The 23,903-nt window shown below is 43.3% G+C and carries 20 protein-coding genes; 11 read left to right on the forward strand and 9 right to left on the reverse strand.

Features of this window, described 5'->3' with window-relative positions:
- Positions 1-15: 15 nt before the first annotated feature.
- Positions 16-276: a DUF4834 family protein gene (locus M3P07_RS06365; protein WP_249969061.1), complete on the reverse strand. Its 261-nt coding sequence runs from the start codon at positions 274-276 to the stop codon at positions 16-18.
- Positions 277-361: 85 nt separating this feature from the next.
- On the opposite strand from M3P07_RS06365, the gene M3P07_RS06370 reads away from it, so the two are divergent.
- The 5 genes from M3P07_RS06370 (at position 362) to M3P07_RS06390 (ending at position 6,032) form a co-directional block, all read left to right on the forward strand.
- Positions 362-1,342 (forward strand): transporter, encoded by a 981-nt coding sequence (locus tag M3P07_RS06370; protein WP_249969062.1) that lies wholly within the window; start codon positions 362-364, stop codon positions 1,340-1,342.
- Positions 1,343-1,408: 66 nt separating this feature from the next.
- Positions 1,409-2,530: a GTP cyclohydrolase gene (locus M3P07_RS06375; RefSeq protein ID WP_249969063.1), complete on the forward strand. Its 1,122-nt coding sequence runs from the start codon at positions 1,409-1,411 to the stop codon at positions 2,528-2,530.
- A 21-nt stretch (positions 2,531-2,551) separates the two neighbouring features.
- Positions 2,552-3,493 (forward strand): alpha/beta hydrolase, encoded by a 942-nt coding sequence (locus tag M3P07_RS06380; protein ID WP_249969064.1) that lies wholly within the window; start codon positions 2,552-2,554, stop codon positions 3,491-3,493.
- Positions 3,494-3,557: 64 nt separating this feature from the next.
- Positions 3,558-4,424: an inositol oxygenase gene (locus M3P07_RS06385; protein WP_249969065.1), complete on the forward strand. Its 867-nt coding sequence runs from the start codon at positions 3,558-3,560 to the stop codon at positions 4,422-4,424.
- Between the two features lie 3 nt (positions 4,425-4,427).
- Positions 4,428-6,032 (forward strand): solute:sodium symporter family transporter, encoded by a 1,605-nt coding sequence (locus M3P07_RS06390; RefSeq protein WP_249969066.1) that lies wholly within the window; start codon positions 4,428-4,430, stop codon positions 6,030-6,032.
- A gap of 29 nt (positions 6,033-6,061) precedes the next feature.
- Here the strand turns inward: M3P07_RS06390 and M3P07_RS06395 are convergent, their stop codons facing one another.
- The 4 genes from M3P07_RS06395 to M3P07_RS06410 all read right to left on the reverse strand — a co-directional run bounded on the left by M3P07_RS06395 (position 6,062) and on the right by M3P07_RS06410 (position 14,019).
- On the reverse strand, positions 6,062-7,321 hold the full coding sequence (locus M3P07_RS06395; RefSeq protein WP_249969067.1) for a cysteate-C-fatty acyltransferase: 1,260 nt from the start codon (positions 7,319-7,321) through the stop codon (positions 6,062-6,064).
- Between the two features lie 123 nt (positions 7,322-7,444).
- Complete coding sequence (locus tag M3P07_RS06400; protein WP_249969068.1) at positions 7,445-8,485, reverse strand: cysteate synthase; 1,041 nt, start codon at positions 8,483-8,485, stop codon at positions 7,445-7,447.
- Positions 8,486-8,594: 109 nt separating this feature from the next.
- Positions 8,595-11,837 (reverse strand): beta-galactosidase, LacZ type, encoded by a 3,243-nt coding sequence (lacZ, locus tag M3P07_RS06405; protein WP_249969069.1) that lies wholly within the window; start codon positions 11,835-11,837, stop codon positions 8,595-8,597.
- Positions 11,838-11,967: 130 nt separating this feature from the next.
- Positions 11,968-14,019 carry a S9 family peptidase gene (locus M3P07_RS06410; RefSeq protein ID WP_249969070.1) on the reverse strand — a complete coding sequence of 684 codons (2,052 nt, stop codon included), beginning with the start codon at positions 14,017-14,019 and terminating at the stop codon, positions 11,968-11,970.
- A 140-nt stretch (positions 14,020-14,159) separates the two neighbouring features.
- Here M3P07_RS06410 and M3P07_RS06415 point away from each other — a divergent pair, with 140 nt between their 5' ends.
- Positions 14,160-14,486: a YbaB/EbfC family nucleoid-associated protein gene (locus M3P07_RS06415; RefSeq protein WP_249969449.1), complete on the forward strand. Its 327-nt coding sequence runs from the start codon at positions 14,160-14,162 to the stop codon at positions 14,484-14,486.
- Positions 14,487-14,493: 7 nt separating this feature from the next.
- On the opposite strand, the gene M3P07_RS06420 is transcribed toward M3P07_RS06415, so the two are convergent.
- Together M3P07_RS06420 and M3P07_RS06425 are read right to left on the reverse strand one after the other, a co-directional pair.
- Positions 14,494-15,519 (reverse strand): threonine aldolase family protein, encoded by a 1,026-nt coding sequence (locus tag M3P07_RS06420; protein ID WP_249969071.1) that lies wholly within the window; start codon positions 15,517-15,519, stop codon positions 14,494-14,496.
- A 126-nt stretch (positions 15,520-15,645) separates the two neighbouring features.
- Positions 15,646-18,054 (reverse strand): zinc-dependent metalloprotease, encoded by a 2,409-nt coding sequence (locus tag M3P07_RS06425; RefSeq protein WP_249969072.1) that lies wholly within the window; start codon positions 18,052-18,054, stop codon positions 15,646-15,648.
- An 82-nt stretch (positions 18,055-18,136) separates the two neighbouring features.
- On the opposite strand from M3P07_RS06425, the gene prfB reads away from it, so the two are divergent.
- From prfB to M3P07_RS06440, 3 genes are all read left to right on the forward strand, one after another.
- Positions 18,137-19,232 (forward strand): peptide chain release factor 2 gene (prfB, locus tag M3P07_RS06430; protein WP_249969073.1). Its coding sequence is split into 2 segments (ribosomal slippage): positions 18,137-18,199 and positions 18,201-19,232, totalling 1,095 coding nucleotides; the frame shifts between segments, so codons are not numbered across the junction.
- A 94-nt stretch (positions 19,233-19,326) separates the two neighbouring features.
- The gene (gene arsC, locus M3P07_RS06435; RefSeq protein WP_249969074.1) at positions 19,327-19,671 is read left to right on the forward strand and encodes an arsenate reductase (glutaredoxin); all 345 of its coding nucleotides are present in this window, start codon (positions 19,327-19,329) and stop codon (positions 19,669-19,671) included.
- A 42-nt stretch (positions 19,672-19,713) separates the two neighbouring features.
- Positions 19,714-20,232: a hypothetical protein gene (locus M3P07_RS06440; RefSeq protein WP_249969075.1), complete on the forward strand. Its 519-nt coding sequence runs from the start codon at positions 19,714-19,716 to the stop codon at positions 20,230-20,232.
- A 30-nt stretch (positions 20,233-20,262) separates the two neighbouring features.
- Here the strand turns inward: M3P07_RS06440 and M3P07_RS06445 are convergent, their stop codons facing one another.
- Positions 20,263-20,436, reverse strand: coding sequence for a hypothetical protein (locus M3P07_RS06445; protein WP_202619518.1), 174 nt, complete (start codon positions 20,434-20,436; stop codon positions 20,263-20,265).
- Positions 20,437-20,575: 139 nt separating this feature from the next.
- On the opposite strand from M3P07_RS06445, the gene fumC reads away from it, so the two are divergent.
- Entirely contained in the window at positions 20,576-21,973 is a 1,398-nt protein-coding gene (gene fumC, locus M3P07_RS06450; RefSeq protein ID WP_249969076.1) for a class II fumarate hydratase, read from the forward strand.
- A 78-nt stretch (positions 21,974-22,051) separates the two neighbouring features.
- Here the strand turns inward: fumC and M3P07_RS06455 are convergent, their stop codons facing one another.
- Positions 22,052-22,939 carry a hypothetical protein gene (locus M3P07_RS06455; RefSeq protein WP_249969077.1) on the reverse strand — a complete coding sequence of 296 codons (888 nt, stop codon included), beginning with the start codon at positions 22,937-22,939 and terminating at the stop codon, positions 22,052-22,054.
- Positions 22,940-23,107: 168 nt separating this feature from the next.
- On the opposite strand from M3P07_RS06455, the gene M3P07_RS06460 reads away from it, so the two are divergent.
- The gene (locus M3P07_RS06460) at positions 23,108-23,881 is read left to right on the forward strand and encodes an MBL fold metallo-hydrolase (RefSeq protein WP_249969078.1); all 774 of its coding nucleotides are present in this window, start codon (positions 23,108-23,110) and stop codon (positions 23,879-23,881) included.
- Positions 23,882-23,903 lie beyond the last annotated feature (22 nt).

A 23,903-nucleotide genomic window follows, 5' to 3' on the forward strand; every position in this document is an offset into this window, starting at 1 on the left:
TTGAAAAGACAAATATTAGTCAATTTCTTCAAAATCTATGTATTCTCCAACTTTTTTTGAGGGATTGGATTTTGGGTTGGGTTTCTTTAAAATGGATGTTTCCCCTTCCTTTTCCTTTGGGTCACTAAAATCTTGATAGGTACCAAATTGTTGCCCAAAACGCTCCTCGGTTTTCCGAATTGCATAGTTGAACAATCTGGGGGCGAGCCATCTTAGCAGTAATTTGATAGCATAGTATACTAATACAACCAGTAAAATCGTTTGTAATAAAACCATATAACAATCGCTATTGGATCAAAATTACATTGTAAGTATCGTAAACGCACTTAAAGTTTCATAAAATAGTATTAAAATCGGTTATATGGATTCCCTCTCTTTTAAAAAGACCCTTTTTCTTTTTTGTTTGATTCCTGTTTTTGCATCAGCCCAATACACGGATGTGATTAACTCCAATAGGCCCGGGCGCGCAGTAAGTGCTTTTGCTGTGGGAAGAAATGTGGTACAATTGGAAATGGGACTTTTATACGAGCAACAGGACGATGCCTCGTTAAATTCCGATTCCAATATTTTTGGAAGTGATATTGCCCTTAGATACGGATTACTTTTTGAAACTTTGGAATTGGTTTACGAAGGATCCTTTATCTCGCAGAACATCACTTTCGTGGATTTGGGAACATCGGAGAGGCGTACCGATTTTTCTCGAAATCGATTAGGGCTGAAGTTTTTGGTTTTCGATCCCTTCAAGGATCCTGAAAAAAACAAGCCCAACCTATACAGTTGGAGGGCCAACAACGTCTTCCAGTTAAAAAATCTGATTCCTGCCGTTTCTGTCTATGCTGGAGCCACTTTTACTTTGGGCGAAAATCCATTTTATCCTGGTGACGGAACGGTCACACCCAGAGTTGGGGTTGCCACACAGAGTAGGCTTTCCCCAAGGTTTGTCTTGATTTCGAACGTGGCTTACGATCGGATAGGGACGGACTTCCCCCAATGGAGCTATGCCATGTCCGTTACACATTCGTTCCGGGACCCCAAATGGAGTGTTTTCCTGGAAGGGCAAGGATTTAGTGGGGACCGCTATTCCGATATCCTACTAAGGACTGGGGTGGCCTATTTGATCAGTCCGAACTTTCAGGCCGATTTTCACCTAGGTTCAGGGTTCAAAAACGACCCTTCCAGAATCTTTACGGTTCTTGGCTTTTCCTACCGTCTGGATTTCCATAAAGACAAATTGGTTCCCATAAGCAGCCAAAAAAGCGGACAGAATGGGAAAATCAAAAAAAGTACGGCAAAGAAAAGTCGGAAAAAGAAAAAACGAAAGAAAGACAAACTTGACTTCTAAGTTTTAAGGATATCATTTTTCTTCTGCAAGATTATTCCTATTATTGACCTATGAAACTACTATGTTATGGTCAAGGTAAAACAAGTACAATCCAGGGCTGATCTAAAGAAGTTTGTAAAATTCCCATTTACACTTTATAAAGACTCCCCATATTGGGTCCCTCCTATCATCAAAGATGAAATGGAGACCTTTAATTCGGATAAAAATCCGGTTTTCCACAATGCACAAGCTTCTTATTTTCTCGCGTATAAGGATGGTGAGTTGGTTGGGAGGGTGGCCGCCATTGTCAACTGGCTGGAAGTAAAGGAGCAAAAACTCTGGAAAATGCGCTTTGGATGGTTCGATTTTGTGGATGATCTAGAGGTGTCATCGGCTTTGCTAGAAAAAGTAGCGGAAATAGGGCATCAGCATAAGCTGGATTATATGGAAGGCCCCGTGGGTTTTTCCAATTTGGATAAGGTTGGGGTTCTCATCGACGGTTTTGACCATATTGGGACCATGATCACCTGGTACAACCATCCCTATTATCAGAAACATTACGAAAAACACGGGTTTGTCAAAGAAAAGGAGTATCTAGAGAACAAGTTCCTATTTGCAAACGCCGACCCGAAAATATTTGAAAAGGCGAATCTGCTCATAAAAAAAAGGTACGGGCTGCAAGAGCTCAACTTTACAAGCAGTAAGGAAATAATGCCCTGGGTAGATAAAATGTTCGACCTATTCAACAACAGCTATTCCAGTCTGGCTTCCTTCGTAAAAATTACCGATGTGCAGAAGGAATACTTTAAAAAGAAGTATATCAGTTTCATAAATCCTGAATACATCAAGTTTATTGTGGATTCCGATGACCAGTTGATTGCTTTTGCCATTGTGATGCCTTCTTTTTCACAAGCACTGCAAAAGGCAAACGGGAAACTGCTACCAACAGGCGTTTTTCATTTATTGAAGGCTAAAAAGCATAGCAAGGATGTGATTTTCTATTTAATTGGTATCCGTCCTGATTTCCAGAACAAGGGAGTAACGGCCATTATATTTAATGAATATTACAAAACCTTTAAAAAGCGCGGGGTGGTCAACTGTATCCGAACACCCGAGCTCGAAGAAAATGTTGCCATTCGTCAAATGTGGAAGCATTTCGACCCGGTGACACACAAACGTAGGAGAACCTATAGGAAGTCTCTCAAATAAGAGGACACCACATCATCCCTTATGTCAGTCAGGTTTCTTTTATTTACGATCCTCCTTTTGGCACCTACCATGGGCCTTTTCGGACAATTGCGACAGGAACCTGCTGTGTTGCCAACGGAATCCGGTGATATCCAGGGAAGTTTGCTGATTCCGCAAGGCATTGAAAATCCCGAAGTTGTTTTAATCATTGCGGGCTCTGGCCCTACGGATAGAAATGGGAATTTCCCCAACGGAGTGAACAATTCCCTCAAACTATTGGCGGAAGGTCTCTATCAAAATAAGATAGCCACCCTGCGTTATGACAAAAGGGGAATCGGTGAAAGTACCACGGCAGGAATGGCCGAATCCGAATTGCGATTTGAGCACTATGTAAACGATGCGGTTGCTTGGGCCAAATGGCTCCAAAAAGATGGCAGATTCGGTAAGTTGACCATTTTGGGCCATAGCGAAGGTTCCTTAATTGGCATGATAGCTTCCAAAGAAGTCAATGCCAATCGATTTGTTTCCGTAGCCGGCCCCGGCATTCCAGCCGGAGAATTAATTCGCACACAGCTTAAAGAGCAACCTCCTGCAATTCTTGAAATGGCAAATCCTATTTTGGATTCACTGGAAAACGGCAAATCCGTGCAAGAAGTTCCTCAGATGCTGTCCATGTTGTTCCGATCCAGCGTGCAACCCTATATGATTTCTTGGTTCCGATATAACCCTCAAAATGAAATTGCAAAACTGAACTGCCCAGTGCTTATTGTACAAGGAACAACGGATATGCAGGTGAGCGAAACCGATGCCGAAAAACTCCACGAGGCATTTCCCAATGCCCAAAAGGTCTTGATTCAAGAAATGAACCATGTCCTAAAACCCGCGAGTTCCAACAAAATGCAAAACCTCATGACCTACAGCAATCCGGATTTGCCCCTTGCAGATGGACTGTTGGAAGTACTAACGGATTTTATCCAAGATTGAAGCTGTTTGCGCTGAATAGTGCAATATTCATATCTTTACGATACACCTAACAATCCTATACACGATGAGATTAAGCTCCGATCAGAAGAAAGAAGCCCATGACATGATGGAACTTTGGGAAGACAATTTATTGGAACGTTATCCTGAAAATGGTAAAAAGTCCAAAGAAGAGTTTCGAAACTACGACAATCCTGCAAGGGATACCGTCCGGGAATTCTACAGACAGAATCACAAACACCAGACTTACGATTTTGTGCTTCAAAAAGAAAAGGAGTTTCTGAAATTGGATAGAAAAGCTATGGGCCTATGGGATGCCGTGGAGTTTTTGAACACCTTGGTTGATGATTCCGATCCGGATATCGATTTAGACCAAACCCAACACTTGCTCCAAACTTCTGAGGCCATAAGGGCCGATGGACATCCAGATTGGTTTGTATTGACCGGTTTTCTTCACGACCTGGGCAAGGTGCTCTGCCTGTTTGGAGAGCCACAATGGGCGGTAGTAGGTGATACCTATCCTGTTGGTTGCCAATTTTCGGACAAAATTGTCTATCCAGAATTCTTTGAGGCCAATTCAGATAGCACCGACGAAAGATTTAACACCAAACTTGGGGTGTATACCGAGAATTGTGGGCTTCGGAATGTACACATGTCCTGGGGACACGACGAGTACCTGTACCACGTGATGAAAGACCATCTACCCGAAGAAGGATTGTACATTATTCGTTATCACAGTTTTTACGCCCAGCATAGGGAACGTGCCTATGATCATTTAATGGACAAACACGACCATAAAATGTTTGAATGGGTAAATAAGTTCAATCCATACGATTTATACACCAAGGCTCCCAAAAGACCGAATGTAATAGAGTTGAAACCCTACTACGAAGATCTAGCAGCTAAATATTTACCAGATACTATCCGGTTTTAGTAGATGGTACAGTTTATAAGTTTCTTTGTCTTTACCGCATTCGTTGCGTTGTATTCCAGTTGGAAATTAAGGAATGATCGATTATCCACCCAAGATGGTTATTTTCTTGGTGGACGTAGCTTAACAGGTATTGTTATTGCGGGTTCACTGCTGCTTACCAATATTTCTACCGAGCATTTGGTGGGCATGAATGGGGATGCCTATAAACATGGGGCAATCATTGTGGCTTGGGAAGTCACCTCGGCCCTAGCGCTAATAGCAGCGGCCCTCTATTTTGCTCCCCGATATCTAAAAATGGGACTGACCACCATCCCAGAATTCCTGGAAAAACGTTTTGATGGCCTTACAAGGACCATAATTGCTTTTTTACTCATAGTTTCCTTTGTTTCCACCTTGCTACCCATTGTGCTCTACTCAGGAGCGGTAAGTATTGAGCAGATATTTGATATTTCAACCTTGTTGGGCATCGAACAAAATACCGGACTTTGGCTTACTGTGGTCGTAGTAGGGAGCGTTGGCGCAATCTATGCCATTTTTGGTGGTCTTAAAATGGTGGTATATACAGATACCATCAATGGATTTGGGCTATTGTTGGCCGGAATATCCATACCCGTGTTGGCATTATGGCAAATTGGGGATGGGCATATCCTTGATGGGCTCCAAACGGTTTACGACAAGGTACCGGAAAAATTTAATGTGATCAGTGATGAAAACTCCGTTGGACCCGGCGCAAGGGATGCCATTATGCCATTTGGGGTTTTATTCACCGGCTTGATCATCAACCAACTTTATTTTTGGACCATGCACCAGTCCATCATCCAAAGGGCGTTGGGTGCCGTAAGCTTAAAAGAGGCCCAAAAAGGACTGCTATATACTGGCTTACTAAAGATTTTGATTCCGATCATTATCGTATTACCGGGAATCATTGCATACTATTATTTTAACGAGGACTTTTTTGATAAAAAAGAATTGGTCTATCCCAGTCTGGTAAAGAAAGTGTTGCCTTTTTGGATGACCGGTTTTTTCGTAGCCGTTTTGATGGGTGCCATCCTAAGTACCTTCAACAGTGCCCTAAATAGCGCGGCCACAATTTTTAGTTTGGGCATCTACAAAAGGTATATAAACAAAAAAGCTGGTGAAAAGCTTTTGGTCAGGATTGGTAAATCTACCTCTGCGCTATTGGCATTTTTTGCCATCGGTATTGCGCCATTTGTGGCCCATGCACCGCGTGGGCTTTATCAGTTGCTACAGCAATTAAATGGTATTTTCTTTATTCCAATGGCCACGGTAATACTAGCAGGATTTTTCTTGCCAAGGGTTTCTGCCATTGGCGCCAAAGCCGGGCTGTTTTTTGGCTTGGCCTTTTACATCATCACCAACTTTGTTCTCCAAGTAGACCTACATTATGTACACCTTTGGGGAATCGAATTTGTACTCAACATTGCAGTAATGCTGCTCGTTTCTTCCATGTACCCAAGAACCAACGATTTCCGTATTACCGATGTCGGTGCCGTGGATTTGAAGCAATGGAAATATGCCAAAACCTTCAGTATAATTTTGGTATTGCTAACCCTAGGGGTCTATATTGCCCTTGGAAATGTTGGATAGTGTCCTAATCCAAAAAGGATCAAGCCCTCTTACTCTCCCATTGCGGCTGCAACAGCTGCAGATAACCTCTTGTAGGTACCATTCTGTAGACGCTCCCTGATTCCTGAAAAAGCATCCAAGGTTTCCTTAATGTCTTCTAAGGTATGGGTTGCCGTTGGAATCAATCGCAACAGAATCAACCCTTTGGGTATCACAGGATATACAACGATGGAACAGAAGATTCCATAGTTCTCCCTAAGGTCTTTTACCAAGGCCATGGCTTCGGGGATACTTCCATTAAGATAAACCGGGGTTACACAGCTTGAAGTGGTTCCGATATCAAATCCGCGTTCTTTAAGTCCGTTTTGAAGTGCATTTACGTTCTCCCATAGTTTGGCCTTCAGTTCCGGTCTGGTTCGAAGCATGTCCAAACGTTTTAAGGCGCCTTTCACATATACCATGGGAAGTGATTTGGCAAACATCTGTGAACGCAAATTGTATTTTAGATATTCTATAATTTCCTTATCGGCGGCGACAAAGGCTCCAATACCGGCCATAGATTTGGCAAAGGTGGCCAAATATACATCAATCTCATCCTGAACTCCTTGCTCCTCTCCTGCTCCAGCACCTGTTTTTCCAAGTGTTCCAAAGCCGTGGGCGTCGTCCACCAACAGTCGGAACTTAAATTTTTTCTTAAGCGCAACTATTTCCTTCAAGATTCCTTGCTCACCCCGCATTCCAAAAACCCCTTCGGAAATTACCAAAATACCTCCTCCGGTTTCGGATGCTAATTTGGTGGCACGCTCCAAGTTTTTCTCCAGACTTCCTGCATCATTGTGCTTAAAGGTGAAGCGTTTGCCCATATGCAAGCGCACACCATCTATAATACAGGCGTGACAATCCACATCGTAAACGATGATATCATCCTTGGCGACCAAAGCGTCTATAACGGACATAAACCCTTGGTAACCAAAATTTAAAAGATAAGATGCTTCTTTATTCACAAAGGCGGCCAATTCCTGCTCCAACTGCTCATGGTAATCGGTATGCCCACTCATCATACGTGCACCCATGGGATACGCAGATCCGTGTTCATAAGCCGCGTCACCGTCCACCTTTCTAATCTCAGGTAGGTTCGCTAACCCCAAATAATCATTGATACTCCAAGTAATCACATCTTTTCCTTGGAACTTCATCCTGTTGGAGATGGGTCCTTCCAATTTAGGGAATACAAAATACCCTTCCGCCTGCGATGCCCATTTTCCCAACGGCCCTTTATTCTCAATGATCCTGTCAAATAAATCTCTCATCTACCTTAAAATTATTTCAACTGCAAAAATATATATTTTTGGCAAGCCTTCACAATGAATTGGGCACATAAAAAAACGGCAATGTAAACCATTGCCGTTCAGTTCTTTATAAATAAGTTGGTCTTACTTGATGTACTCCACTTTTTCAGGTGTCTCTGCGTTCTGAATGTCGAAAAAACCTTGGTTCTCCATCCATTCGTTGCTGTACACCTTACTCATATATCGTGAGCCATGGTCAGGGAAAATAACCACCACGTTGCTATTTTCGGAAAATTCCCCTTCGGTGTTCAATTGATACAAGGCCTGCATGGCAGCACCACTGGTGTATCCCACGAACATTCCTTCTGAATGAGCAATTTTTCTCGCCATATGGGCGCTTTCTCCATCGGTAACCTTAATATATCGGTCTATACAGTTGAAATCCGTAGCAGCAGGGATAAGATTTTTTCCCAAACCTTCAATTCGATAAGGATATACCTCATTATGGTCGAACTCGCCGGTTTCATGGAATTTTTTCAGAACTGAACCGTATGCATCCACACCTAGGACTCTAATGTCCGGGTTTTGCTCCTTTAAATATCTTGAAATCCCGGAAATGGTTCCTCCTGTTCCGCTGCAGGCCACTAAATGCGTAATGGCCCCATTGGTTTGGTTCCAGATTTCAGGTCCTGTAGTATTATAATGGGCTTCTATATTCAGTTCATTAAAGTACTGATTGATGTAGATGGAATTCTTGGTCTCGCTGTGCAAGCGTTTGGCCACCTCGTAATAAGACCTTGGATCGTCAGCACTAACGTGTGCAGGGCATACATATACTTTCGCCCCCATAGACCTAAGCATGTCTATCTTATCCGGCGAAGATTTGGAACTCACGGCCAAAACACATTTGTAGCCTTTAACGATGCTCACCATGGCCAAACTGAATCCGGTATTGCCCGATGTAGTTTCAATAATCGTGCTTCCTGGTTTCAGAATTCCCTTTCGTTCCGCTTCGTTAATGATATAAGCCGCAATCCTATCCTTAGAAGAATGGCCAGGATTAAACGCCTCTACCTTGGCATAGAAGTTTCCGGTAAGGGGTTCTGCAATTTTGTTTAGCTTAACAAGGGGGGTATTTCCAATTAAATCAAGAATACTGCTACTAGCACTTATCTGTTTTTTCATAACTGGGATTAGGTAAGGGGCAAACGTTGGCAAGCCAACAATTTATCCGCGACAAAAATAGTATTTTTTATTTTAAGCTGTGTTATATGGCACTAAATCTATGTTCGGGTTAATCCCGGGGCATACTTTTATTGTATTTCTCCTTTGTCTCCGTAATTGGAGGTAAACTGTGATTTATTTTCTTCGATTTAGAAAGCACCGGGCGTATCACAAAACTATACCCATATGCTTTGGATGGCAGTCTGAATTCCTCATGAGGTCTGGCGTTCAGGGTCCAACTGTCGTCTCCCCCAACTCCCATTTGCCTATAATCTAAATTTAGGGTGATAATGTCCCTTTCTGGCAACTCAACAATATGTCCCCGTGGATCGGAAAGATCCTCCATAGTATAGGGCCAAGCACTTAAACTTAGGGGTTCATTTCCCAAAATTTCTATCCCCCTACCGGAATTATCGGCAAAGGAAGCCCAATTTACTCCTGTATAATTGTTGCTCTCCTGTGGTCTTACATAGTGGAAAAAGTCTTTTTTTACTGATTTTTGATACAATCCATAAGAAGTAGAGGTGTTTCTGTCCACATAATTTTCATGGGGGCCACGGCCAAGCCATTGCATGTTGTCAAAATCCTCGTCCAAAAGAACCTGCACCCCAAATCTGGGTAGATTGGGGAGTTCCCCGGTGGGAATAAACTGGCTATCTACCGCGATTTCCCCGTTTCCGAACACTGTATGCGTCATAATAACTCTTGAAGAACCTTCTGTACCTTCCATCTCTGGAAGCTCAAATACAGATTCCACCACAATACTCTTTTCATCCTCATGGACAATTCCAAAGCTGGTAAGCTTACTGTTTTTAACAGCTCCCTTCCAATACCCTTGGCGTTTTGGCATCCGTGATCCTACATCATTATCCGTGGGAGGCCTCCAAAAATTGGGCGTCAACGGGCCTTTCAACATTTCCTTGCCCCTAAGGCTAACAGATGTCAGGTTCCCGGTACCCTTGTCGAACTTAACCACAGCGGTCTTGGTGGTCACTTTAATCCCTTCACTGGTCTCCTCGGTTACCAAATCCTGGATATTTTTTATTTTTTCCTCTTGTGCAACCTCATAAAAAGGTAGCTCAAACTGTTCCCAAGAAGTCTCGTGCCCCGCTTTTGCCCAATTAAAATCGTTATTCGTGCGCAAGCTGAGGGTAATGTAGTACCCAACCCCTGGTTTTACCTTAGGTTGTTTAAAATTGATTTGAACAACCCCCTTTTCTTGCGGTTTGATATCAGGGACTTGAAATGTACCTTCTTGAACGGTTTCACCGTCAGCCTCCAATTTCCAATAGCCATTGTACTGGGACAGCGAGGAGAAATGGTGTCCGTTGGTAAGCTGAAATACCCCGTTTTCGAGGTCTTCACCAATAATCTCAACGGGTTGCTGCACTTTTTTGGCCTCCCATGTCGCTGGTTTTGGGGTTTGGTCCGGGCTAATTACGCCATTGTTGTTGAAATTTCCACTATGGATGGGTTCCCCATAATCCCCACCGTAGGCCCACATTTCCTTACCATTTTCCATTTTTTTGACAATCGCCCCATCGGTCCAATCCCATATGAAAGCCCCGATAAACCTCTTATTCGCCTTAATGGCGTCCCAGAACTCCGTAAAATTACCCAGTGAATTTCCCATGGCATGGGCATATTCACAATAGATTACTGCACGGTTATCGTTGGGCGTATTGGCCAAATCTATCATATACTCCACCGGATTGTACATGCGGCTTCTTACATCCACATAGGGTGGATCCGTAAGTCCGCTGTCCCAACTTCGATATTGGGCTCCCTCATAATGAATAAACCGTGTTGGGTCGTAATCTTTTATCCATCCCGACATTGCCGAATGGTTGGGTCCCATTCCACTCTCATTTCCTAAAGACCAAAAAACAATGGAGGGGTGGTTTTTGTCCCGTTCCACCATGCGAATAGCACGATCTACATGTGCATGGGCCCAGTCAGGATTGTTGGTCAAGATTCCGGTGATACCATGGGTTTCCAAATTGGTTTCATCAATGACGTACAATCCGTATTCGTCACATAGTTCGTACCAAAACGGATTGTTGGGATAATGGGAGGTCCGAACTGCGTTAAAATTGAATTGTTTCATCAGCAAGGCATCTTTTCTCATGATTTCCTCGGAAACCACCTTCCCGGTATGTTGGCTGTGATCATGCCTATTTACTCCATACAACAAAACGGGTTGTCCGTTCACAAAAAATTCCCCATCCCTTATTTCGATGGCCCTGAATCCTACTTTGGTACTCCGGGTTTCCACAATTTCCCCTTGGGCATCCCTTAAATATAAGACCAAGGTGTACAAATTGGGATGTTCCGCTGACCATTTCAACGGATTCTCCACCGAAGCATTCAAAAAAGCAAAATCTTTGGTGGCCCGTTGTGGATACCATTCCCTTAAAAGTTCGGTAACCGGTCTACCAACCGCTTGGTCAAATACCGGGCTTGAATTTGCATCAAACAATTGCATGGACAATTCCCAACCGGATACATCGGCACCTTTTTCCACCTCAAGTTTGGGTCGAACACTTAATGTTCCATTTTTATAGGTCTCATCTAAAGATGCCCGAACGAAAAAATCGTAGATGTGTGACTTTGGCAATGCCTCGAGATAAACATCTCGATGGATACCACTGAGGCGCCAATGATCTTGGTCCTCCAAATAAGATCCATCGCTCCATCTAAATACCTGGGCCGCCAAAACATTTTCACCTTCTTGCAAATATTCCGTGATGTCAAATTCGGCCGGTAGCCTACTCCCCTGACTATATCCAACCTTTTGTCCATTGATCCACAGATAAAATGCAGATGTAACCCCACCAAAATGAATGATCACCTTACTATCCCCCCAATTGGCAGGTATTGAAAAATTGGTTCTATAAAAGCCAACAGGGCTATCATCCTTTGGAACATTTGGAGGATCAACAGGTACAAAGGGATAGGTGACATTGGTATAAATAGCTTGTCCGTAGCCATGCAACTCCCAATTGGCTGGAACTGGAATACCATCCCAACCAGACACATCAAATTCAGGTTGATGGAATCCATTAAAGGTGGCACCCGCATCCACTGTTGGTGTAAAATTAAATTTCCATGTTCCGTTAAGGCTTTGATATCTTGGGGTGGCCTTTCGGTCTCCCTTCAAAGCCATGGCCTCATCGGTAAAAGAAATTGAGGTGGCACGTGCTGGTAACTTGTTGATGCTCGTCACCAAAGGATTTTCCCAATCGTTTGGGGATTGCGTGAAGGCGGTCCATGTTACCATAAGGCACATCACCGCAATGAGGTTATTTTTCATTTTTGGTTGGTTTTGAGATACTGCGTGAATCGCTGCTTCTAAAATAAGAAATGATACGTGGAATAATCCCCACAATCATCTTTGTTTTTTAGCCGGATTGTGATATCTGTAAAACGTTTTCCTGAATTGGCTAGAGCTTTCCTTCCAAATCCAGGATAAAAGTATACTCCTTGGCGGTTTCCTTCAAGGATTCAAATCGGCCGGAGGCCCCGCCATGACCGGCATCCATATTGGTGTCCAAAAAGAGCAGATTATCCCCTGTCTTCAATTCCCGCAACTTCGCCACCCATTTGGCAGGCTCCCAATATTGAACCTGGGAATCATGCAGTCCTGTGGAAACATATAGATTGGGATAAGATACGGGCTCCACATTATCATAGGGGGAATAGGATTTCATATAATCGTAGAACTCCTTTTCATTGGGGTTGCCCCATTCGTCATACTCGCTTGTGGTTAGTGGAATGGAATCGTCCAACATAGTCGTTACAACATCCACAAAAGGAACCGCAGCGATTACCCCATTGTACAATTCGGGTTCCAGATTAATGATCGCTCCCATGAGCAATCCTCCGGCAGAACCTCCGCTTGCATACAAGTGTTCAGGGCTGGTATAATTTTGATCTACCAAGAATTTGGAACAATCCACAAAATCGGTAAAAGTGTTCTTCTTATGCAGCAATTTTCCATCCTCGTACCATTTGCGTCCTAAGTATTCACCTCCCCGGACATGGGCAATGGCATAAATAAATCCGCGGTCCAGCAAACTTAATCGGATGGATGAAAAATAAGGGTCTATTGTGCTACCGTAGGAGCCATAAGCATATTGTAGCAGGGGACTTTTGCCGTCGAACTTTACATCTTTGTGGTACACCATGGAAATAGGCACCTTTACCCCGTCCCTGGCCGTGGCCCAAACTCGTTTTGTCCTGTAATTGTTTTTGTCAAATTTGCCGCCAAGAACTTCCAATTCCTTCAAAATAGTTTTGGACTTGGTATCCATGTCAAAATCAATAATGGCATAGGGCGCGCCCATTTCGTTGTAATAATAACGGAAGGTGTTGGTATTAAAATCCACATTAACGGATGCTCCGGCAACATAAGTTTCACTTTCAAATGGCAGATAGTAGGAATCCGCTCCATCCCATCGGACAACCTCAAGTCGATTCAACCCATTTTCCCTCTCAGCCAACACATAGTGATCCTTGAAGATTTCAATATCCTCCAATAATACTTCCTCTCTATGCGGTATAAATTCTTTCCAGTGTTCTGATGTGGTTTGGACATCATTGGCCTGCATTAACTTAAAGTTGGTAGCCTTGTCCTTGTTGGTTAAAACGAAAAAGTTACCATTGTAGTGGGAAATGGAATACTCCACTCCCTTTTCCCGGGGTGAAAAAATGGAAAATTCGCCCTCGGGTTTGTCGGCATCCAAAATCTGATATTCGGAAGTAAGGGTACTAACCGAACCAATCACCAAATACTTCTTGGATTTGGTCTTGTAAACAAAGGTGTTGTAGGTAGAGTCTTTTTCATGAAAGACCAAGACGTCCTCTGAGGCAGGTGTACCCAACTTGTGCCTATAAATCTTATCGGCCCGAAGGGTCACAGGGTCTTTTTTGGCATAGAACAAGGTCTCCCCGTCGTTGGCCCAAACAGAACTACCGGTGGTGTTTTCTATGGTATCCTCGAACACTTTTCCCGTACCCAAATCCTTTATTTGAATGGTGTATTGCCGTCTGGAAACCGTGTCTGTCGCAAAGGAAGCCAAGTTATTGTCCGGGCTAACGGATACGCCGCGTAGATTGAAAAATTCATGCTCCTTGGCCATTTCGTTGCAATCGAACAACAACTCGTCCTGGGCTTCCAAGCTTTCCTTTTTCCTAAGGTAAATGGGATACTCGCCTCCCTTTTCGTAACGGGTTATGTACCAATATCCATTGTATTTATAGGGAACGGAGTTATCGTCTTCCTTGATGCGGGATTTCATTTCTTGAAAAAGCTCCTTCTGGAAATCTTTGGTATGCTTGGTCATTTCAGCATAATAGTGGTTCTCCGCATTGAGATAGTCCAATACTTCCTGATCCTCCCTATCGTTCATCCAATAGTAATCATCTATCCTGATATCCCCATGTTTTTCAAGTTGTTTGGGACTCTTTTTTGCCAAAGGGGGAGTAGTACTCATGTGCTGACTGTTTTCATTTTTACAAGCGGCTGCAAAAATAAGACTTATCAAAAAACAAAATGGAATGTGGGCGGTTGGTTTCATAATGTCAAGTTGCCCCAAATTATTAATTTTGGATGGATAAAACACGATACTACACCATGTTTGGAGATATTATGGGAATGATGGGCAAACTAAAGGAAGCCCAAGAAAAAGTAAAACAGACCAAAGAACGCCTTAACACCGTCTTGATTGATGAACAATCCGCTGATGGGTTAGTCAAAGTTACTATTACGGCAAATAGGGAAATTAAATCCATTGAAATTGACGATAGCCTGCTTCAGGATAAAGAACAGTTGGAAGATTATCTGGTTCTGACTTTGAACAAGGCCATTGAAAAGGCCACCCAGATAAACGAAACCGAGTTGGCAGCAGTTGCCAAGGAAGGCATGCCCAATATACCGGGTATGGACTCCTTCTTCAAATAGAGGTTCTCTAAAATATTTTTGGTAGGATACTTAAAAAATGTCCGTGCATTTCTTGGGTATAGTCCAAATGGGTAACTATGCGCAGTTTGCCCTGGCCCATGCCAATAATAGAAATGCCGTTTTCCGTCAATTTTCCAAGAAAAGAATCTGAATCCACCAAAGATTCATTCAATTCAAAGATGATGATATTGGTCTCAATGGGTTCTACTTTTTTTACGAAGTCCAGGTTTTGTAGTACCTCTCCGATTTCCTTTGCTTTTTGGTGATCTTCTTGTAGACGCTCCAGATGATGGTCCATGGCATAACTGGCTGCGGCGGCCAAAAATCCGGATTGCCGCATGCCACCACCCAGTATTTTACGAATACGCAAGGCCTTGTCCATCATTTTCTTGCTTCCCACCAACACGGAGCCAACAGGGCAGCCCATCCCTTTGCTAAAGCAAACACTTATGGTATCGAATAGATTGCCATAGTCCTTTGGGTTTTCCCCTTTGGCAACCAGGGCATTCCATAGCCGAGCACCATCCAAATGATATTTAAGGCCATTTTGGTCACAGACCTCCCTAATGTTCTTGAGTTCTTCAAAATCCCAGCAAGCACCACCCCCTTTGTTCGTTGTATTTTCAATACAAACCAGACTGGTCAACGGACTATGATAAAAGTCTGGAGGGTTGATGGATTCCGCAACCTGCTCTGCTGTCATCATGCCCCGATGTCCATCTACCAATTTGCAGGAAACACCGCTATTGAAGCTTGCCCCTCCCCCTTCGTAGTTAAAAACATGGGCATACTTATCACAAATGAGCTGCTCCCCAGGTTGGGTATGAAGTTTAATGGCCGTTTGGTTGGCCATGGAACCGCTGGGAAAAAAAAGGGAAGCCTCCATTCCAAAAAAATTGGCAACTTTTTCCTCCAAGGCATTAACGCTGGGGTCGTTCTTAAAAACATCATCTCCCACTTTGGCACTCATCATGGCATCGAGCATGCCTGGCGTGGGGCGCGTAACCGTATCGCTGATAAGGTTTATTTCCATTTGATTGTAATTTGTGTTGATGGTCTCAGGTATAGTGAACTATCAGAACCTTTACCATTTGTCAGACCTTTACTGATTCAATGCCAATTGATAATTGTTAATTGATTATTGCCAATTGTTTATAGATCATTGTCCATGAAAGCAATCCATTCCTATCGGTGATCCATCGGGGATTTTAGGTACCGGAATCCATTTAAACTTGTCCGGAGCCTTTAAAAAGGAATCGATTCGTCTAACCAGTTCTTCGGATGTGGCATTCTTGCCTGAGTTCAACAACGATGTCCTAAGGGATTTTAAGGTTGCATTGGCCAAGGCATTCACCTGTGGATGCACCTCCTTATGGGCGGCCAAATTCATGATATGGTACAACACCCTAAAGTTAATGGTCTGTTGCACTTCATTTAAATAGTCATCCCTATGTAATTCATCAAAAGTACCTTCTAAGGTAGTTTCCAACACATCAGTCAATCCCAATTGGTCTTTGTCCAGACTTTTCTGTTGGATCAGTCGTGACGCGCGTTCCGGGTGCAACAACAATCCCAAGGTCATGTCCGCAGCAGTTTCCGCTGCAGCAAGTGCGTCAAAACTCACCCCGCTTCTTCCCTTAAAGGATTCCCTAGACTTTCCATATCCTATGGCCCGGGGAGGAAATAGCTCCAACTTATCTTTAGGAAGTGCAATTTCTGAAGCATTCAGGGTCTTTAAAATAGTTTTCAAAGCATTTTCCTGGCTCGCCGCACTTACGGTACGTACCGTATGCTGTCCATCTCCCTTGGTGGCATAGTTGTAGTCCAACCCCCCAATCAGTTTGGAGACGGCTTCTGTTTGATATCGGTGGAAGAAATACAAGGGGGCAAAAACATCTTCCAAAACGGAATTGGGTTCCCCGGAGCGAATATTGTCCATAGAGAAGTTGTCAATTGCGGTCTTGCGAATTTCTAGGACATTATCCAGTTCTTGCGAAGCATTTCTACCATTATCCCATAGGTGTGCCAGTGCATGGGAACCTCCTCTTGGGCGGGCATCCTGATCGGAAATATACCGTAAGCCATCATCCTGGGATTTTTTCAAGATAGCCTTAAGCGCTTCATTTTCATCAGTTCCATTTGGAAAATCAGCATAGGAATAGGCCACGGTAACCTTGTCCCAGTCTCCAATACCTGTATCATAGGCATTGGAAAAGCTAATGGTTCCATTATCCAATTCAAATTGTGGGTGCGGATAATCCATTACTGAGGCACGGTTGTTGGTACTTGCGGCGAAATTATGTGCAAAGCCCAGAGTGTGCCCAATTTCGTGTGCGGACAGTTGACGAATCCTTGCCAAAGCCATTTCCAACATGGGCTCATAATTGTCGTCCCGTTCGGCAAAAGGCTGGTTCATCAAGGCCTGCGCAATCAAGAAATCCTGGCGAATACGCAAACTCCCCAAACTCACGTGTCCCTTGATAATTTCACCTGTCCTAGGATCCGTAACGCTCATGCCATAACTCCAACCCCTGGTGGAACGGTGCACCCATTGGATCACATTGTACCTCACGTCCATAGGGTCGGCATCATCAGGAAGAATTTTAAGTTGAAAGGCATCTTTGTAGCCAATGGCCTCAAAGGCCTGGTTCCACCATCGACCACCATCCAACAAAGCAGAGCGCACAGGTTCTGGGGTTCCATTATCCAGATAGTAAATAATGGGCTCAACGGCCTCGCTTATGTCCGCATTGGGGTTTTTCTTATTCAGCCTATGGCGGGTCACAAATCGCTTTAGAATAGGTTCTTGCACCGGTGTGGCATAGTCGTAATACGAAAACGGATAAGAACCACTTCTCGGGTCGAAAACCCTTTTTTTATAGTTGTCATCCGGTAGTTCAATCAGTGAATGGTGCTGTGCCACGGTGACCAAGGAGGGGTTTGGGGCCACTGAACGAATCCAATCACCTTCAGGATTTCCTTTAAAGGTCAATGTAATGTCAAACTCCACATTTTTTGGGAAGGCCTTGGTGCGTTCAAACGCTAGGGCACTTTTACTGGGGTCCAAACTGTAGGAACCCTGTTTGGTGGCTTTTAATCGCTGGGCCACTCCATGGGCATCACGCATTAAAAAATCTGTCATATCGATGAGGTAGCTGCCCTTGGACTCCTCAATGATTTTAAATCCGTGCAACACGGATTTTGCAAAAGCCTGTTCCACCGATTTTCTTTCGAGTTCGTTAGTGGTCAAAGCCCTAAAGTTCATATTGGGTTGGATCAGCAATAATTTGTTTCCCGCTTTTCTAAAGAACACTACTTGTTCATTTCCCAATTGCCCCCTATCCAAGCCAATATCGTTGCTCCCGATACCGCTGCTGAGCGAATACACATAAAGGAATTCCTTTTCAAGCTCATCTACCTCGAGAAAAATCTTATCAGAGGCATCATCGTAATAGAAATTGAAATACCCATTGAACTTCTGGTAATCCTTGGTTTTCTCAAAGCTCTGGGCCATTGTCAAGTTGGCTGCGAACAGCATCGCAAAGAGGGCAAATACGTAATTTTTCATATCTCAATTAGTTGTAGCTAAATTTATATAAATTTCGTTGCCCGACTGCATTGAAACACTATTTTTGCGTGAAATAAATTCTATGGTTACCACAGATCAACATAAAGGTCTTATTGAGCGCCTTGGTGCGTTAAGGAGGTATCTTTGACATTGATGCCAAACTTATTGAAATAGAAAACGAAGAGGAGAAAACTGCTGCTCCTGGTTTTTGGGACAATCCGCAAGAGGCCCAAGTGCAAATGCAAGCCTTAAAATCCAAAAAGAAATGGGTTGAAGACTATGATTCCGCCGAATCCTTGATAGGGGATTTAGAGGTATTGTTGGAGTTCCATCAGGCCGGGGAGGTTACCGATGAAGAGGTGAACAAGCAATACGACCAAGCCCTGCTTAGCATCGAAAACCTGGAGTTTAAGAACATGCTGTCGGAAGAAGGTGATGAGCTAACCGCGGTTCTTCAAATCACTGCTGGCGCAGGAGGAACGGAAAGCTGCGATTGGGCAGCGATGCTCATGCGTATGTATTTGATGTGGAGCGAAAAAAATGGCTACAAGGTCAAGGAACTCAATTACCAGGAAGGTGATGTGGCCGGGATAAAAACGGTAACCCTCCAGATTGAGGGAGAATTTGCCTTTGGGTGGTTAAAAGGTGAAAACGGGGTGCATCGATTGGTCCGTATCTCCCCTTTTGACAGCAATGCCAAACGCCATACCTCCTTTGCCTCGGTCTATGTTTATCCCTTGGTGGACGACACCATCGAAATTGAAGTAAATCCAGCGGACATTGAAATCACCACAGCACGTTCAAGTGGTGCAGGGGGGCAAAATGTGAACAAAGTGGAAACCAAAGTGCAATTGGTCCACAAACCCACAGGAATTCAAATTTCCTGCTCGGATTCGCGCTCCCAGCACGACAACCGGGCCACGGCAATGAAAATGCTGAAATCGCAGTTGTACGAAATTGAGCTTCGGAAAAAACAAGAGGCACGGGCCGAAATTGAATCTTCCAAGATGAAAATCGAATGGGGGTCCCAAATTCGCAACTATGTGATGCATCCCTATAAATTGGTGAAGGATGTACGAACTGGAGAAGAAACCGGAAATGTGGACGCTGTGATGGATGGGGAACTCAATCCATTTCTCAAGGCCTTTTTAATGATGATGGGGCAGAAAGAGGGATAATGTTGGAGGCAAGATGTTGGATGCGCGGTGTTGGAAGAACAACTCCCCATTGATCATTGATAATTGTACATTGTTAATTGTTAATTGTTAAACCATGATAAAAATATACCACAACCCAAGGTGTAGAAAATCACGCGAGGGACTTGAGTATTTGGAAAATTCTGGAGAGCCTTTTGAAGTGGTACGGTATTTGGACAATGTACCTACGATGGATGAATTGGCAACTTTAATCGAATACCTTGGCATCCCGCCGGAAGCACTGGTCCGAAAAAACGAGGCTATTTGGAAAGAGCAATTCAAGGGTAAAAATCTATCCGATTCCGAAATTATTGAAGCCATGGTACAACATCCTAAATTGATTGAGCGACCTATTATTGTTAAAGATAAGAAGGCGGTCATTGGAAGACCCGCGGATAAAATCAGTATCTTGTTGGACTAGATAAACATCTGGGACACAATACAAAAAGAATTTGTTTTGACTATGAAGAAAACACGGACCATTTATTTATTGGCAGGTTTGCTTTGCCTCTTTTGCGTGAACGACCTGGTAGCCCAGTACGGTTACGGTAGCCCTTATGGATACGGATATGGGAACAGATATGGCAACAGATACGGAAGACAACGTAGCACCATTCCACAAGCTTCGCAACCTCCCAAAAAGGCAGATCCCCTCACAGCTGATGAGATAGTAGATCTTGAAATGCCAAAAATTACCGAAGAACTCGGGTTGGACCCCTTCGAGCAGGCTGTAGTAAGGACGATTTTGGCAAAATCCATACAGCAGCGTATCGAAATACAGATATTAGAGCTGGAACCCGAAAAAATGAAGGAGGAGGTTGAAAAAATCCGGGAACGGCAGGATGCAGAGTTAAAAGCGGGTTTACCTGAAGAAAAATATTTGGCGTATCTGGAGCTCCAGAAAAATAAGTTTAAGGTCAAAAAGAAGAAGGAGAAGAAGGAGAAGAAGGAAAAGAAGAAGAAAAAGAAGGATAAAGCATAAAAAAAAGCCCTTGCAAGGGCTTTTTTTTATCTATTCGTTTCGCTTGGCGCGTTTGGCCTCACGTCTTTCTTGATACATTTCCTTAAGGTTTCCAAACAACCAATAAGGCACCACAAAAGTCAATAGGAAAATCATCAACCAAAATCCAATGGTCAAGATGGTCAAAAATGCTAGAAATCCTAAATACTGGTCAAATTCAAACATGGTTATTGCTTTTGTTTGGCAAAGATACCTTCATTTGATGAAAAAAAGCAAATCTCAGTTCAAAAAATATTTTATTGGGCACATGTCATATAAAATAAATAACTGAACCCCTAAATTTGCGTATTCTAAAAAAGTAACGATGAGTTTCAGAATTGAAAAGGACACGATGGGCGAAGTAAAGGTGCCATCGGACAAATATTGGGGAGCGCAGACCGAACGCTCCCGTAATAACTTTAAAATTGGCGCTCCCGCTTCCATGCCCTTGGAAGTAGTTTATGGGTTTGCCTATTTGAAGAAAGCCGCCGCTTTTGCCAATCATGAATTGGGGGTGCTTCCCGAGGACAAACGGGATTTAATCGGGCAGGTGTGCGATGAAATCCTTGAGGGTAAGCATGATGATCAGTTTCCCTTGGTAATCTGGCAAACAGGTTCTGGAACCCAAAGCAATATGAACGTAAACGAGGTGGTTGCAAATCGCGCCCATGAGATTGCGGGCAAGAAAATTGGAGAAGGTGAGAAAACCATCCAACCCAATGATGATGTAAATAAAAGTCAATCTTCCAATGATACCTTCCCTACCGGAATGCACATTGCCGCCTACAAAAAAATTGTGGAGGTGACCATCCCCGGGGTTGCGCAATTGAGAAACACCCTCGATAAAAAGTCGAAAGCATTTCAAGATGTGGTGAAAATAGGGCGTACCCACCTTATGGACGCCACTCCCCTCACCTTGGGTCAGGAATTTTCAGGATATGTTTCCCAACTGGACCATGGACTTAAGGCACTAAAAAACACTTTGGACCACTTGAGCGAACTTGCTTTGGGAGGTACTGCTGTGGGAACAGGATTAAATACCCCAAAGGGTTACGACGTTGTGGTCGCCAAGTATATTGCCGAATTTACCGGTCAGCCTTTTAAAACTGCACCAAACAAATTTGAGGCATTGGCAGCCCACGATGCGATTGTAGAGAGTCATGGAGCACTGAAACAGCTAGCAGTTTCACTAAACAAGATTGCCAACGATATTAGAATGATGGCCTCTGGTCCCCGTTCGGGCATTGGTGAAATTATTATTCCTGCCAACGAACCTGGTAGTTCCATTATGCCTGGCAAGGTTAACCCAACCCAATGTGAGGCGTTGACCATGGTCTGTGCCCAGGTAATTGGAAACGATGTTGCCGTATCGGTGGGTGGTACCCAAGGGCATTACGAGCTAAATGTATTTAAACCGATGATGGCCGCCAACATTCTACAATCGGCCCAGCTGATCGGGGATGCCTGCGTAAGTTTTGATGTGAATTGTGCGGTTGGTATTGAACCAAATCACGAAGTGATCAAAACCCTACTCAACAATTCGTTGATGTTGGTCACCGCCTTAAATACTAAAATTGGATATTACAAGGCGGCGGAGATAGCCAATACGGCCCACAAGAATGGTACAACTTTGCGAGAGGAAGCCATCAATCTTGGATATGTGACCCCGGAGGAATATGATGAATGGGTTAAGCCGGAAGATATGGTAGGCAGTTTAAAATAAACTAGTACCCAAAAGAAGAATTAAAAAAGCCCGATGCAAATGCAATCGGGCTTTTTTGTGAAATGTGGATAGTGTATACTATTTTAAAGTGAACTTGGAAGTTCCCAATAGTTTCAATTTGTTGTCGTAAACATTTACCATGTAATTTCCTTTTTGGAAATCGGAAGCAGGCTTGTTGATGTAATCACAAACATCCAAAGAACTGTTCTCATAGTAAAAGTTGGTACCCTTGCTGTAGGTGATGGAAGCTCCATCCTCATTGGACTGTGTGAAACTGTCACCCAAAACATTTCCTTGGGGATCCAATACTTCGATAAAGAATTCGCGGTCACCAGCCTCAGAGATTACGTTATCGGCAACAGTAAAGCAAACTTTAAATTTGTCAGTAGCCTTGGCTCTTGAAGTAGATACCAATTTACCGCTGTTTCTTTCCCTAACGGCATCAACAGTAAATTTTGAAAGGCTAAGTGCAGAACCTCTTTCAACGGCATCAGCCAATTGGGTGTTCTGAACTACCAATGAATCATTGAAGACCGTTTGTTTCTCCAACTCAACAAATGTGCTGTCCCTTTGCATGGCCAACAAGGTGTTGGAAGTGGTCAAGGAATCCACTTGCTTCAAAAGCTTTTCTCTTTCAGCTTTTAAAACGCTTACTTGTCTTCTATATCTGGATAGCGTGGCGATGTCAGCTTTCATGGCTTGTACAGAATCGATGTACTTTGCAATGTTGTCTCTAGCTGCAACCAACTCTTCGTTAGTGGCATTGCTTTCCAAAATGGCTTTGTCGTACTCAGATTTTAGGTTGTTCAAATCCTCGACAACCAATTCCTTCTCTTGTGTAAGGGCATTGGTGGTTTTTTTCTTATCCTGGTAAAGGCTTACCGTGTAGATGATGGTCCCCAAAAGAATCACCCCTAGCAATCCTGCGATTACCTTTAATCCGTTGTTACTTTTTGTTTCAGTCATAACTTTTAAATTAATTGATTCTTGCTATTACGTATTTAATCAATTGTGTTCTGAGTTATATACGCTATAGTTTTTGATTTGGATCATAAAGAATCAAATAATGTTAAAAAAACATTAGATTATTGGTTGGATGTACTAATTTTAAAGGGCTTGTGAAATTTAGGAACCATGAAAAAAATTGTAACACCTATTATAGTTTTCCTTTTTTTGCTGATATACAGCGTGGATTTAACCGGGCAAAACGTCATTATCTCGCAAAAACCGAAGGGTCAGAACATTAAAATCACCCCAATTGAGCATGCCACCGCAGTGCTTGAATGGAATGGTATTACCATATACATAGATCCCGTTGGGGGCAAACAAGCTTTCGAAGGCCATAAAAATCCAGATTTAATCCTGATTACGGATATCCACGGTGACCATTTCAATCTGGAAACCCTACAAGGGTTGGATACCCAAAAAGCCAAGATTATGGTACCCCAAGCCGTAGCGGACAAAATGCCCCAGGAGTTCACACCCCAAATAGATGTATTGCACAATGGGGATTCCAAAGAAAGGTATGGGATAAAGGTGGAAGCCATTCCCATGTACAATCTGCGGGAAGAAGCCTTAAAGTTCCATTCCAAAGGAAGGGGCAATGGCTATGTTCTTAACATGGGTGGAAAACGTCTTTACTTTTCAGGGGATACAGAAGATATTCCGGAAATGAGAGCCCTTAAAAATATCGATAAGGCTTTTGTTTGTATGAACCTCCCCTACACCATGACCGTTTATAGTGCTGCGGATGCCGTACTCGAATTCCAACCCAAGGAAATCTATCCCTATCATTACCGTGGTAGGCCCAATGTAAGCGATGTTACAATTTTCAAGACCATAGTAAACAAAGCCAATTCGGACATTAAGGTTATACAACTGGATTGGTACCCTAATGATGAATTCTAATCCCGTGTAATATTGCAGTACA

Origin of the sequence: Flagellimonas myxillae (assembly GCF_023502235.1) — a bacterium.
GTDB classification, from domain to species: domain Bacteria; phylum Bacteroidota; class Bacteroidia; order Flavobacteriales; family Flavobacteriaceae; genus Flagellimonas; species Flagellimonas myxillae.

Coding starts and splice junctions, on each gene's coding strand:
- M3P07_RS06365 (WP_249969061.1), bottom strand. CDS start 276: ATGGTTTTATTACAAACGATTTTACTGGTTGTATTAGTATACTATGCT.
- M3P07_RS06370 (WP_249969062.1), top strand. CDS start 362: ATGGATTCCCTCTCTTTTAAAAAGACCCTTTTTCTTTTTTGTTTGATT.
- M3P07_RS06375 (WP_249969063.1), top strand. CDS start 1,409: ATGGTCAAGGTAAAACAAGTACAATCCAGGGCTGATCTAAAGAAGTTT.
- M3P07_RS06380 (WP_249969064.1), top strand. CDS start 2,552: ATGTCAGTCAGGTTTCTTTTATTTACGATCCTCCTTTTGGCACCTACC.
- M3P07_RS06385 (WP_249969065.1), top strand. CDS start 3,558: ATGAGATTAAGCTCCGATCAGAAGAAAGAAGCCCATGACATGATGGAA.
- M3P07_RS06390 (WP_249969066.1), top strand. CDS start 4,428: ATGGTACAGTTTATAAGTTTCTTTGTCTTTACCGCATTCGTTGCGTTG.
- M3P07_RS06395 (WP_249969067.1), bottom strand. CDS start 7,321: ATGAGAGATTTATTTGACAGGATCATTGAGAATAAAGGGCCGTTGGGA.
- M3P07_RS06400 (WP_249969068.1), bottom strand. CDS start 8,485: ATGAAAAAACAGATAAGTGCTAGTAGCAGTATTCTTGATTTAATTGGA.
- lacZ (WP_249969069.1), bottom strand. CDS start 11,837: ATGAAAAATAACCTCATTGCGGTGATGTGCCTTATGGTAACATGGACC.
- M3P07_RS06410 (WP_249969070.1), bottom strand. CDS start 14,019: ATGAGTACTACTCCCCCTTTGGCAAAAAAGAGTCCCAAACAACTTGAA.
- M3P07_RS06415 (WP_249969449.1), top strand. CDS start 14,160: ATGTTTGGAGATATTATGGGAATGATGGGCAAACTAAAGGAAGCCCAA.
- M3P07_RS06420 (WP_249969071.1), bottom strand. CDS start 15,519: ATGGAAATAAACCTTATCAGCGATACGGTTACGCGCCCCACGCCAGGC.
- M3P07_RS06425 (WP_249969072.1), bottom strand. CDS start 18,054: ATGAAAAATTACGTATTTGCCCTCTTTGCGATGCTGTTCGCAGCCAAC.
- arsC (WP_249969074.1), top strand. CDS start 19,327: ATGATAAAAATATACCACAACCCAAGGTGTAGAAAATCACGCGAGGGA.
- M3P07_RS06440 (WP_249969075.1), top strand. CDS start 19,714: ATGAAGAAAACACGGACCATTTATTTATTGGCAGGTTTGCTTTGCCTC.
- M3P07_RS06445 (WP_202619518.1), bottom strand. CDS start 20,436: ATGTTTGAATTTGACCAGTATTTAGGATTTCTAGCATTTTTGACCATC.
- fumC (WP_249969076.1), top strand. CDS start 20,576: ATGAGTTTCAGAATTGAAAAGGACACGATGGGCGAAGTAAAGGTGCCA.
- M3P07_RS06455 (WP_249969077.1), bottom strand. CDS start 22,939: ATGACTGAAACAAAAAGTAACAACGGATTAAAGGTAATCGCAGGATTG.
- M3P07_RS06460 (WP_249969078.1), top strand. CDS start 23,108: ATGAAAAAAATTGTAACACCTATTATAGTTTTCCTTTTTTTGCTGATA.